The organism is Mesorhizobium sp. M1C.F.Ca.ET.210.01.1.1 (assembly GCF_004791585.1).
Classification (GTDB): domain Bacteria; phylum Pseudomonadota; class Alphaproteobacteria; order Rhizobiales; family Rhizobiaceae; genus Mesorhizobium.
Map to the genome: position 1 here is coordinate 1 of NZ_SRUU01000066.1, position 10,938 is coordinate 10,938.

Genomic DNA, 10,938 nt, shown 5'->3' on the forward strand with positions numbered 1-10,938 from the left:
ACCGACCTTGCGGCCCGCTCCGGCTCCAAGAAACTCGCCATCATCGCCGTCGCAAGGAAGCTCCTGGTCGTCCTCAACGCCATCATTCGAGATAAAACAGCTTTCGCATGAACACAGTTGCCATGCCGTTACATCCGAGCGTTACAACGGTGCGGAATTCTGAGCCGCCGTGTTCTTCGGCGCGCGTTACGGCATGGATCCTCGGGTCAAGCCCGAGGATGACGAAGCGCCAGAAAAATCCGCCGCGCTTTCTGGAATTGCTTCAAAATGCTTCGTCGGTCTCAGTATACCCCATTCGGCTTAGTCCATTTTAGGTAGATGTTGGCCTCGACTCGCGCGCGGGTCAAGCCAATACTTCAACTCGTAAATTAAGCGAAGCGGGGGCTCGCAAACATGGATTCCGATTTCATCTCGGGGATAGCTGTTACTTCGATTGTCGTAGGCTTGGCCGGTCAAGCCGTTTTGCTTTGGCTCGCATGGCGCGGCCTTGGGTGGGCGCCGGCGATGGTTGTCGCGAGCAGCCGAGGAGGGCGCTTCGCCGATGGCAGGGACGGCTCGTCGCGCCGGTGAAGTGGCGCCGCAGGCCCAAGGTGGTCTCATAGACGACAACCGCTCAGGGTACCTATGCGGCGGCGAAGGCCTCTCTTGAGGATCGCCAACTGTCACGCCCGTATCAACTACGGTCCGGCCTGAGCTGCGGCATGCCGAATGGCTGCGCCTGCGCATCGGCGAACGTTTCCGCGTGCGCCTGGGCAACTGGCGCGACGAGCCGGTCGGCCCGCATCAGCAGGCCATGTAACAGGTCTCGTTCGCGACCGGGATTTTTGCAACGCTCGTTCCATGGCTGATGCTGAACCACGGCGGCTTGAGCATCCGCATCCACCCCAACACCACCAACCCCAAGTGCGACCATCTGATCGACCCGATCTGGATCGGGCGGGCGTTGGTGGTGAACGGGGAGATCCTTGGCGAGGAGGATGAGGCGGAAGAGGCGCTGGAGGTGAATACGGAGCCGACGCTGGGGGCTTAGGGGGTGGCAGTACCAAATGGGCTTGCTTCCCCTAGCGGGTTCTTGATCTCCGTTTCGAAATGCGCCTCCCTTACACCCATCACACCCGCCCCCCCTTCTTCATGACTTCAGCGGCATCAAATGCACCTTGGGCGCCAGGCTCATCTGCGTGAAACATCACCACCGTGACACCGATGTCAGCTGTCGGCGCATACATCGGTGTCGAAATCGTCGTGCCGCTGTAGTTGCCGTAAGCGGTGTTGCCCATGACTGCTGCATTGGCGCTTCCAAATGTATTGCTGGACATGCCGACAAACCGAGAGCCGGAAGCAGTTGAGGCTTGGTCAAAACGAAAATGTGTATAGCCGCGAGACAACGTCGCTTCGGCTGCCTTCTTCATCGTGATCGCACCGGCAGACCCGGTGAAAAGCGCCCCGCTTGCGTGAGTATCCAGCCGTACCACATTTGGGGCTAGCGGCATTTCTGATGTAGTTGCGCAACCAGCAAGTGCTAGCGCGGCAGTCAAAGCGACAGCCCGATACATTGTGCCCCCTCTCAACGTTGAGCAATTAGAGCACAGGTCTGCTAGCAGGTCGATTCCATTTGAACGAAGACACGGCCATTCCAAAACCGTTTTCAGAGATCGCCAGCTATCACGCCCATATCCACTACGCGGGTCGGCCTGAGTGGCAGCATGGCGAATGGCTGCGCCTGCGCATCGGCGAACGGTTCGAGGCGCTGGAGGCGAATGCGGAGCCGAGCCTAGGCGCGAAGGCAAAAGGCTGGCTTGCAAGTTTACTCTTGGGTGAAGAGGCGGTTCGGCTTGCTTTGCGACAACTGCCAAATTTGTCGTTCTATGTTAACAACGCCGGATGAATTCGGACACGCGGAGTCGATCCCTTTTTACGCGGAGAAATGAACCTTGCCCCTGCGAAAGCGGGTTGCGGTACAAGCATTGCCATGGTCGCTTCAATACATCGGCAACTACGGACAAAGGTATTGAACAACAACTCGCGGAGCGAGGGCGGATCAAGGAAGCGGAGGAGATGCTCCGCAAGCGTCAGCAGGGCCACGGTAGACCAATGATTACGGCGCTGCACAACGGTCGTCGAGTTGTCGTGGTAGGAAAGAGGATGGTCTATTCGCCTCGATGGCGATTTGTAACCGACTTCTTGTTAGACAACCTCAAGAATGTGATTGGTCGCGAGTGGGGCGACGAGGCGTCCAAAAAGACTCCAGATCACCAGCTCTTTCGCTGGCTGGATGGTTTCTCTGAGGCAGCTAGGCAAGCTGAAGGCGGTGCGCTCCTCCCCCCAAAGGGAAGACGTGTCGGCGTTAACTCGTCTTGCCTACGCTCTTTATCTCATCGAGCACAATGACAAGCCGCAGCAGAATCTCCTAATAAGATTACGGCACCCCGAGAGCTTCGCCCCCGCGGTATATGAAGCTCTTGTGGCTTCGGCATTTGCCGTGGCGGGCGCACGGATCAATGGCGCTGAGGATGGCACTGGCAATGCACCTAAGCCCGAGTTCTTCGCCACATTCCAGAATGGTGTGACCTACGCAGTCGAAGCCAAACGAAGGCAGAATTGGAAATCGCCATTCGAATTGCACAGCGGCGCGTTCTTGGACGAACTGCATGGCTGGTTTCGTGACAAGCTCTACAAAGCTTCAAAGAAAGCTCTCGAAAACCCCGTCTATTGGTTTGAGTTAGGTATCGACGCGGACATTAGGCCGGATCAAATTGATCGCCTGCGCGAGCTCATCGTCGCTGGTATCAAGGCCGCTGAGGAAATTACTGTCGGCGGAACGCCTCCTTCGCCGGCTTACGTTTTTGTGACTAACAACCAGGACTTGGTCAATAACGGCGCATCGAACCTAGGTTTTTTCGCGCTGCTTGTGGGATTTGGAATGGCGGATTTCCGCGACGGCGTCGTGGAAATCGAGACCGCAATGGATAACCATGACAAACATCGGCCTATGCGGTGGGTGCATGATTGCTTGTCCCTGGTTCAGCGGGTGCCAAACAGCTTCGAAGGTGTGCCCGATGAGTTGTTGGACGACCAAGGCCAGCCAATAGAAACATTAAGGATTGGGAGGCTTATCCAGTATCCAAGAGGCGACGGCAGCGAGGGTGTCGGCCGGATTCGGGAAATTGCTTCGATGGATCAAGAGGCGACGGTTGTGGTGGTGGACGAGAAAACCAATCAACAAATTTTCGTCAAAGTCCCGCTCACACCCCAGGAGGCTGAAGCCGCCAAGAAATTCGGAAACACGATTTTTGGGAAGCCCGAAGGACCCCGAGAAGCTATTACCGAAGCATTGAGGTTCTACGATCGGATGCTTGAGATTTACGCCAATTTTGACCGCACGTCTCTTCTGAATCAGATTAGATGGCACTATAACTTCGCCGAATTTCAAAAGCTGGATACCGATGCTTTGAGGATTCGGGTGGCCAGAGAGATCACCAAATCCGTTGTGTGATCGCTCTTCACAGAGATATGGTGCCTACGCTCTGGGCGTGTCCAAGTTACATACTGGACGCGGAACGCGCCGGCCGCGCCCGCAGCGCTTACCGCACCCCTCTCGCCCGCTGATCCGTGTTGATAAGGAGCAAATTCCTAGCAGGTCGATGATCGGCTTGACATTTTTGTTCCCGTTTTGTTCAATATGCGCCGACAACGACAGGAGATCGTCGGCAAGTGCGCACGCGCGTAAAAAGCACGCTGAAATGCCACAACCCAAGCCGTTGGAAGTGCGGCGCAATTCCGCGCTTGGATAAGCCACGGGTTCAGGCCAGGGATAAGCCCCATATTCCATAAGCCAGAGTCCAGACCCCAGATATCCAGATTCCAGAAGAGAAAAGCTGGCGCTTTTCTCTTTGAAAAACCCGGGAAGGGCCAAAGCAAAAATGGCGCGAGGGCTCGCCGAGGCCACACCAGCTCATTCGGCCAGTTCAACACGCTCATGAACTCGCTCCTCGATCGCCTTCAGGAAATGGTCGGCCGTCGAGGTCCATCCAAAGAGTATCTGCACGAGCGTGATCGAGGCATCATGATTGCTCCTTGACGCGTCCGATGCGATGGGCTCGCTGGTGCAATCCGTCAGCAGTATGCAGTGATAATCCCTGAAGAAGGCATCCCGAATTGTCGATTCCACACATACGCTGGTCGTGCATCCTGTCACGACGAGGTATTTTATGTCTGCGTTCTTCAGAACAGTATCGAGTTCGGTATCGTAGAAACCGCTGAACCGCGTTTTGTAGAGGACGACATCTTCTGCTTCTGGCTTGAGGTCGCTAACGATATCTGTTCCCCAGGTGTCGCGGATCAGAATCCGACATTCGCTGCCATCCGGGGCTGTCATGCTGTCACCGACCCGAAAGATCTGGAGATGTCGGATACGGTTGGGCGCATCCGATGTGCCAAGGTCCGAAAGGTCAGAAGAATACCCCATCTTGAGATAGACGACCGGCATTCTCAAGTCGCGAGCGGCAGCTATTACACGGGCAGTAGGGCCGACAGCCCGTTGAATTCCGGAGATATCGATTCCGGCTCTGTCGAACATTCCACCTTTGGAGCCGAAGTCATTCTGCATATCCACGACGAGAACTGCAGCGTTGGCTGGATCAACTGAAATAGGTTGAGGCTTCGCGTCGATGACAAGTGGATACATTTTTGTCCTCCCACCAGCATGAGGTGTCGCTCTTTGCGCCCTTGCTATACTGATCCGCCACCCAAATCGCGTCAACGAGGGGGTCTACACCCCCGCTTGGCGGCCGCAGATTCAAAGCATCAACCTTATCACTGAGGTTCGCAGTTCTGACCTCGGTCGGATCGCAGTCCGCGCTACCCCGACCAGTTTGTCGTGTGCGGTAATCCCCGAATAACCTGTTCCGTAGTATCGCGAATCGACTTTGAAAATTTGGAGGTTCCATTGCTTCGCCGCAGTTTTATTGCCCTTGTCGCGGTCGCTCTTACCGCTTGCGTCTCGTCCTCCATTGACCCGCAGAGCAAGGCCTCCATGGGCTTGGTCTACGTGGAGCCTGTGCAGCTGTCGAAAGCCTCCGTCTTTGCCCCAAATTCAAGTGAGGCAGATGCAAGTTCCGGGAAAGTGCCCGCCACTGTGGCAGAGGCTACTTCTCGTCTTCAGGAGGTCGTGGATACGCGCACCAACCTCCGCGAGCTCATCGAGAGCCAGGCGAAGGAAGACCTCATTGGCAAGGGATACCGCGTAACAGACGCGGCATCGACCGCCTCCGCCAGGCTGAAGATCAACGTCTACCACGCATTGAGCGTACCAGTTAACGACGGGCGAGGGATTGCAATGACCGTCAGCGCTGAGATGGTCCGTTCATCGGACGGCAACCGGTTGATGTTCGCCGGCGCCAGCCAAATCAAGGATTCTGAAGCGAAAGGCGTTCGCATGGCGCCCTATGCCGAATGGTTCACCAATGATGATTTCCTCGTAGAGCAGTACCGCCTGGTGGCTCGGCTGCTGACCGCTCAGGCCCTTGCGGGCCTATAGGGACGTAAAAACTCGGTGGAGGCGACGCCGCTCCGCCTATCCCCCAGCCAGTCGCGGCAGCAAAAAAATCTCCGCACCAGGCGGCAGTTCCTTCGACCACGTATCGCGATAGATCGTGCCGTCGATCGCGACAGCGATGCCGCGATCGATCAGGGGTTCGAAGGCGGGATACTGTTCCGAAAGTTTGCGGAACAGCTCCCTGATGTCCTTGGCCTCGATGTCGAGCTTGCTCTGGCCTCCGGCGGCAGCGCCCAGCGAGCCCCAGAGCGTCACTTCGACCATTAGCGCGAAAACCTCTCCCGTTCGGCCTCCAGCGCCGCGAGGATGCGCGGCGGCGACATCGGGATGTGGCTCATGCGCACGCCCACCGCGTTCGACACCGCGTTGGCGATCGCTGCCAGCGGCGGCACGATCGAGGTCTCGCCGACGCCGCGCACCCCATAGGGGTGGTTGGGGTTGGGGATCTCGAGGATCTGCGTGTCGATCATCGGCAGGTCGGAGCACACCGGGATGCGGTAGTCGAGGAAGCCCGGGTTCTGCAGCCGCCCGTCCTTGCCGTAGATATACTCCTCGTTGAGCGCCCAGCCGATGCCTTGCGCCGCACCCCCCTGGTACTGGCCCTCGACATAGGTCGGGTGCACCGCCTTGCCGGCGTCCTGCACCACCGTGTAGCGCAGCACCCGGGTCGAGCCGGTCTCGGGGTCGACCTCGATGTCGCAGATATGGGTGGCGAAGGAGACGCCCGCGCCGTCGGCGACGAGCTCGCTGTGGCCGGCGATCGGCCCGCCGGTCTTGCCCGACTCGGCGGCGATCTCCTTCAGCGACAGTTTGCCGAGATTGCCGTGCTTCTCGCCCTTGGCGACCGCATGGCCCTTTTCCCAGGCCACGTCGTCGACCGAAATGTCCCACATCTGCGCGGCGCGCTCGCGCAGGATCTTGATCGCGTTGCGGGCGGCCGAGATGGTGGCCATCGAGGAGGAGAAGGTGCCGCGGCTGCCGTCGGTCATGTCGTTGTAGCCGAGGGAAGAGGTGTCGGCGACGATCGCCTTGACATGAGCATAGTCGATGCCGAGCTCCTCCGCCGCCACCAGCGACAGCGACGCGCGGGAGCCGCCGACGTCCACCGTGCCGACGGCGAGCGAGACCGAGCCGTCCATGCCGATGTTCAAGTCGGTGCAGGTCTGGCCGCCGAAGTTGAACCAGAAGCCGCAGGCCATGCCGCGCCCCTGGTTCGTGCCCAGCGGCGCCTTCATGTGCGGATGGTTCTTCACCGCTTCCAGCGTCGGGCCGATGCCGATCGGGCCGTAGACCGGGCCGTAGGAGGCGCGCGTGCCTTCCTGGGCGGCGTTCTTGATGCGGAAGTCGACCGGGTCGATGCCGATCTCCTTGGCAAGCTCGTCGACAGCACTTTCCACCGCAAACGCCGCCATCGGTGCCGAGGGCGCGCGATAGGCCGCCGTCTTCGGCCGGTTGACCAGCACCTCGTAGCCGACGGTCTTGACGTTCTCCAGCTTGTAGCAGGCGAACGCCGTCATGGCGCCGATCTCGGCCCACATGCCGGCATAGGGGCCGCAGCTATAGCGCAGCGTCGCTTCCGCGGCAGTGATCGTGCCGTCCTTTTTGGCGCCGATCTTGACGTCGATCGAGGTGGCGCTGGTCGGGCCCGAAGCGCGGAACACCTCGTCGCGGGTCATGACGAGCTTCACCGGGCGGCCGGCCTTGCGCGATAGCGCCAGCGCCACGGGTTCCGCCCAGACATGGGTCTTGCCACCAAAACCGCCGCCGATCTCGGAGGAGGTGACGCGCAGCTTCGAGGCTTCGAGCCCGAGCAGTTGCGCGCAGTGCTGGCGGTAGACGAAATGGCCTTGCGTGCACACCCACAGGTCCGCCGTGCCGTCGGGATTGACGCTCGCCACGCAGGCATGCGGCTCGATATAGCCCTGGTGCGTCTGCTCGGTCTTGAAGGAGCGCTCGACGACGAAATCGGCCTCGCCGAAACCCTGGTGGACGTCGCCATGGCCGTATTGCGTGCGCTTGGTGACGTTGGAAGGCTTTACCGGCTTTTCCTCGAGGCCCTCGGTGAAGATGGCGTCGTTGATCAGCGGTGCCGAATGCTTCATCGCCTCGTCGACATCGGTCACATGCGGCAGCACCTCATAGTCGACCTCGATCAGCTTCAGCGCCTGCCTGGCGGTGCGGGCGTCGATCGCGGCGACCGCGGCCACCGCATGGCCGTCATAGAGCGCCTTGGTGCGCGCCATCGAGTTGTCGAGGATGTCGTACATGGCGGCATCGCCATCGGTGAGGTCCGGCAGGTCTTTCGCCGTGATCACCGCCTTCACGCCGGCGAGCTTTTCCGCCTTCGAGGTGTCGATCTTCCTAATGATGGCGTGGGCATGCGGGCTGCGCAGGATGCGCCCGACAAGCTGGCCTGCCATGTTGAAGTCGGCGCCGTAGCGGGCGCGTCCCGTCACCTTGTCGACGCCGTCGGGGCGGATGGGGCGGGTGCCGACGGACGTGAAGCTGCGTCCCGAGTAGCGCGGATCGAAATTCATGCGTCAGGCTCCCTTCATCACGTTGGCCGCGTCCTGAACGGCGCGCACGATCTTGTCATAGCCGGTGCAGCGGCAGAGGTTCCCCGCGAGGCCGAAGCGGATCTCCTCCTCGGTCGGGTCGGGGTTCTTCGCCAAGAGGTCCTTGGCCGCGATCAGGAAACCCGGCGTGCAGATGCCGCACTGAAGTGCGGCGTGCTCCAGGAACTTCTGCTGCAGCGGATGCAGCTGGTCGCCATGCGCCATGCCCTCGATGGTCTCGATCTGCCGGCCTTCGGCTTCCGCGCCCAGCACCAGGCACGAGCACACCAGCCTGTCGTCGACGATGACGCTGCATGCGCCGCAGTCGCCGGTGCCGCAGCCTTCCTTGGCGCCGGTCAGGCCCAGCCGGTCACGCAGCACTTCGAGCAGCGTCTCGTCCGGCTGGCACAGATATTCGACGTGATCGCCGTTGATTGTCGTTGAAACCGCTACACCGGCCATCATTTGCCTCCTGCACGTTCATAAGCGATTGCGGCCACACGCTTGGCCAGCACACCCGCGACTTTCCGTCTGAATTCGATGGTGCCCCGCTTGTCGTCGATGGGACGGCAGGCGCCCGAGCAGATCTTCGCCAGCCGCTCAAGCGTGGCTTCATCGAGCTTCGAGCCGATGAGCACCTGCGCCGCTTCCTCGACCAGCAGCACCGTCGGCGCCGCCGCACCCACCGCCACGCGGGCCGCCTTGACGACGCCGTTGTCGCCGACCGTCAGGTTCACGCCGGCGCTCACCACCGCGATGTCCATCTCGGTGCGCGGGATGAAGCGCTGATAGGCGTCGCCGGCATGCGGCGGGCGCTTGTCGAGCAGGATCGCCTCGATGATCTCGCCCTTGGCGAGCGACGTCTTGCCCGGTCCGGTCGGCACGCTCTCGACGGCAATGGTGCGCTTGCCGCCCGGCCCGGCGACAACCGCCTTGGCGCCGGCGGCCACCAGCGCCGGCACGCTGTCAGCGGCGGGCGAGGCGTTGCAGAGATTGCCGACGATGGTGCAGCGTCCCTGCACCTGCTTGGAGCCGATCAGCTTGGCCGCCTCGACGACACCCGGCCACGCCTTCTTCAGGGCCGCGTTCTCGCCCAGCACCGCGCAGGGCACAGCGGCGCCTATTCTGAACCCGTCGGCCGTTTCCGTGATGTCGCTCAGGCCGGCGATCGCCTTGATGTCGACGATCAGCTCGGGCTCGACAAAGCCGCCCTTCATCCTCACCAGGAGGTCGCTGCCTCCGGCAAGGATGGCGGCCGGGCCGGCCGCGCCGGCCAACAGGCCCACGGCGTCTTCCATTGATTGCGGACGTATGTAGCGCATCGTCTCCCCTTGGCTAAGTCGGAAATCTCGGCGACCGTTATAAAGGGTCTCCTTATAATGACCATCCGCTTCCTGCATTGCACCATCCAAGTCAGGCGGGCTGGCCCTAATCCTTTCCCGGGGTTTTTGGTCCAGCGCGCGCCAGGACTACCCGTTCGCGACGAGCCGGCCAAGCCTCCCTCCGACGCGGCAGGGGGGCGGCATGGCGGTGATATCGCCGCGCTCGGCCGGCTCGAAGCCGAGATCTACGTCGCCGGTCCCATCCGTGCCCGCACCAGCGTCGCGGCGGCGTGGCCGGCGGCCGTGATGTAGTCGGGATCGTGGTGGATCAGCATGCTGGAAAAGGCGCCGTCCATCAGAAGCACGATCTCGCGCGCCAGCATCTTCGGCTCGCGCACGCCATGGCTCGAAAGCTCGCCCGCCAGCCATTTCTCGAAATTGCTCTTGTGGCGCGAGCCGGCCTTCACCGCCGGATGGCCGGGCATCGCGGCGAGCTCGGCGGCCGTGCGCAGGAAGCCGCAGCCTTTCCATTTGACGTGCCGCGCCACACGCGCCAGGTGGGTGAAGATCGCCGTGACCTTCTTGTCCGCGCCGCCTTCCGCGGCCTCGAACCAGCCGGCCATCTGCTTGAGGTTCGGCTGGTCGCGGCTGTCGAGATAGGCCGTGATCAGCTCGTCCTTGCTCTTGAAGTGGTAGTAGAGCGTGCGCTTGGTAAGCCCCGCCTTTTCCGCCACGGCATCGACGCTGACGCGGCCGATGCCCTCGGCATAGAACAGCTTCGCCGCCGCGTCGACGAGGCGTTTTTTGGTGTGATTGACCTTCTCACTCATTCAGTGATGTATACCGACTAGTGAATATACAAACAAGCTGAAAGCTGATCCTTTTGCGGCCGTGCTCCATGCCGGAAAGGAATAGATGATGACCGAGCCTGTGCTGTGCGAGATGCGCAACCGAGTCGCGGTGCTGACGCTCAACCGCCCTGAAAAACTCAACGCCTTGAACTACGCTTTGATCGACCGTCTGCTGGTGCTCCTCGACAGGATCGAGACCGATGATGCGGTCCGCGCCGTGATCCTCACCGGGGCAGGGGAGCGCGCCTTCTCGGCCGGCGGCGACATCCATGAATTCGCGTTAAGCGTGGCCGAAGGCACCGATGTGGCGCTGCGCGACTTCGTCATGCGCGGCCAGCGGCTGACGGCGCGGCTGGAACCCTTCCGCAAGCCGGTCATCGCCGCCGTCAACGGCCTTGCCTTCGGCGGCGGCTGCGAGATCACCGAAGCGGTGCCGCTGGCCATCGCCAGCGACCGCGCCCTGTTAGCCAAGCCGGAGATCAAGCTCGCCATGCCGCCGACCTTCGGCGGCACGCAGCGCCTGCCGCGGCTAGAGCGCTTCAGGTTTTGACGGAAGCGTATCCGGCGTTGTTGAAGTAGTTTGAGCATTCGTCGGGTTCTATGGTGGCGACGAGGTGTCCGATGTGTCGCCAGGTGTCGTCGATGGTTCGCTTCTG

The 10,938-nt window shown here is 61.1% G+C and carries 11 protein-coding genes and 2 pseudogenes; 5 read left to right on the plus strand and 8 right to left on the minus strand.

Annotated elements, in window-relative coordinates:
* Nucleotides 1-847: 847 nt before the first annotated feature.
* Entirely contained in the window at nt 848-1,030 is a 183-nt protein-coding gene (locus EN853_RS35400; RefSeq protein WP_348631622.1) for a DOPA 4,5-dioxygenase family protein, read from the plus strand.
* Between the two features lie 79 nt (nt 1,031-1,109).
* On the opposite strand, the gene EN853_RS32600 is transcribed toward EN853_RS35400, so the two are convergent.
* Nucleotides 1,110-1,409 (minus strand): hypothetical protein, encoded by a 300-nt coding sequence (locus tag EN853_RS32600; RefSeq protein WP_245517254.1) that lies wholly within the window; start codon nt 1,407-1,409, stop codon nt 1,110-1,112.
* A gap of 203 nt (nt 1,410-1,612) precedes the next feature.
* Here EN853_RS32600 and EN853_RS34995 point away from each other — a divergent pair, with 203 nt between their 5' ends.
* Together EN853_RS34995 and EN853_RS32615 are read left to right on the plus strand one after the other, a co-directional pair.
* Entirely contained in the window at nt 1,613-1,885 is a 273-nt protein-coding gene (locus tag EN853_RS34995; RefSeq protein WP_245517255.1) for a hypothetical protein, read from the plus strand.
* A gap of 387 nt (nt 1,886-2,272) precedes the next feature.
* Nucleotides 2,273-3,493, plus strand: a complete 1,221-nt coding sequence (locus EN853_RS32615) for a hypothetical protein (protein ID WP_167524673.1) — start codon at nt 2,273-2,275, stop codon at nt 3,491-3,493.
* 459 nt (nt 3,494-3,952) lie between these two features.
* Here the strand turns inward: EN853_RS32615 and EN853_RS32620 are convergent, their stop codons facing one another.
* Nucleotides 3,953-4,684 (minus strand): cysteine hydrolase, encoded by a 732-nt coding sequence (locus tag EN853_RS32620; RefSeq protein ID WP_127863008.1) that lies wholly within the window; start codon nt 4,682-4,684, stop codon nt 3,953-3,955.
* Between the two features lie 261 nt (nt 4,685-4,945).
* Here EN853_RS32620 and EN853_RS32625 point away from each other — a divergent pair, with 261 nt between their 5' ends.
* Nucleotides 4,946-5,536: a hypothetical protein gene (locus EN853_RS32625; protein WP_127863007.1), complete on the plus strand. Its 591-nt coding sequence runs from the start codon at nt 4,946-4,948 to the stop codon at nt 5,534-5,536.
* 36 nt (nt 5,537-5,572) lie between these two features.
* Here the strand turns inward: EN853_RS32625 and EN853_RS32630 are convergent, their stop codons facing one another.
* The 5 genes from EN853_RS32630 to EN853_RS32650 all read right to left on the minus strand — a co-directional run bounded on the left by EN853_RS32630 (nt 5,573) and on the right by EN853_RS32650 (nt 10,261).
* Nucleotides 5,573-5,818, minus strand: a complete 246-nt coding sequence (locus EN853_RS32630; protein ID WP_126094485.1) for a MoaD/ThiS family protein — start codon at nt 5,816-5,818, stop codon at nt 5,573-5,575.
* Nucleotides 5,818-8,091 carry a xanthine dehydrogenase family protein molybdopterin-binding subunit gene (locus EN853_RS32635; RefSeq protein ID WP_127863006.1) on the minus strand — a complete coding sequence of 758 codons (2,274 nt, stop codon included), beginning with the start codon at nt 8,089-8,091 and terminating at the stop codon, nt 5,818-5,820. The genes EN853_RS32630 and EN853_RS32635 overlap by 1 nt, the downstream gene beginning before the upstream one ends.
* Nucleotides 8,092-8,094: 3 nt before the next feature.
* Nucleotides 8,095-8,571: a (2Fe-2S)-binding protein gene (locus tag EN853_RS32640; protein ID WP_127863005.1), complete on the minus strand. Its 477-nt coding sequence runs from the start codon at nt 8,569-8,571 to the stop codon at nt 8,095-8,097.
* On the minus strand, nt 8,571-9,431 hold the full coding sequence (locus EN853_RS32645; protein ID WP_127863004.1) for a xanthine dehydrogenase family protein subunit M: 861 nt from the start codon (nt 9,429-9,431) through the stop codon (nt 8,571-8,573). The genes EN853_RS32640 and EN853_RS32645 overlap by 1 nt, the downstream gene beginning before the upstream one ends.
* Nucleotides 9,432-9,676: 245 nt before the next feature.
* A complete protein-coding gene (locus EN853_RS32650; RefSeq protein ID WP_127863003.1) occupies nt 9,677-10,261 on the minus strand; it encodes a TetR/AcrR family transcriptional regulator in 585 nt (194 codons plus the stop codon).
* A gap of 88 nt (nt 10,262-10,349) precedes the next feature.
* Here EN853_RS32650 and EN853_RS32655 point away from each other — a divergent pair.
* Nucleotides 10,350-10,814: pseudogene (locus EN853_RS32655) on the plus strand (enoyl-CoA hydratase/isomerase family protein); the annotation flags it as partial.
* 7 nt (nt 10,815-10,821) lie between these two features.
* Here the strand turns inward: EN853_RS32655 and EN853_RS32660 are convergent.
* Nucleotides 10,822-10,938: pseudogene (locus EN853_RS32660) on the minus strand (IS630 family transposase); the annotation flags it as partial.

Bases quoted from the DNA above. Each gene is read 5' to 3' on its own strand.
- EN853_RS32640 (WP_127863005.1), bottom strand. From the start codon at position 8,571: ATGGCCGGTGTAGCGGTTTCAACGACAATCAACGGCGATCACGTCGAA.
- EN853_RS32635 (WP_127863006.1), bottom strand. From the start codon at position 8,091: ATGAATTTCGATCCGCGCTACTCGGGACGCAGCTTCACGTCCGTCGGC.
- EN853_RS32645 (WP_127863004.1), bottom strand. From the start codon at position 9,431: ATGCGCTACATACGTCCGCAATCAATGGAAGACGCCGTGGGCCTGTTG.
- EN853_RS32630 (WP_126094485.1), bottom strand. From the start codon at position 5,818: ATGGTCGAAGTGACGCTCTGGGGCTCGCTGGGCGCTGCCGCCGGAGGC.
- EN853_RS32620 (WP_127863008.1), bottom strand. From the start codon at position 4,684: ATGTATCCACTTGTCATCGACGCGAAGCCTCAACCTATTTCAGTTGAT.
- EN853_RS32615 (WP_167524673.1), top strand. From the start codon at position 2,273: ATGGTTTCTCTGAGGCAGCTAGGCAAGCTGAAGGCGGTGCGCTCCTCC.
- EN853_RS35400 (WP_348631622.1), top strand. From the start codon at position 848: ATGCTGAACCACGGCGGCTTGAGCATCCGCATCCACCCCAACACCACC.
- EN853_RS32650 (WP_127863003.1), bottom strand. From the start codon at position 10,261: ATGAGTGAGAAGGTCAATCACACCAAAAAACGCCTCGTCGACGCGGCG.
- EN853_RS32600 (WP_245517254.1), bottom strand. From the start codon at position 1,409: ATGAAGAAGGCAGCCGAAGCGACGTTGTCTCGCGGCTATACACATTTT.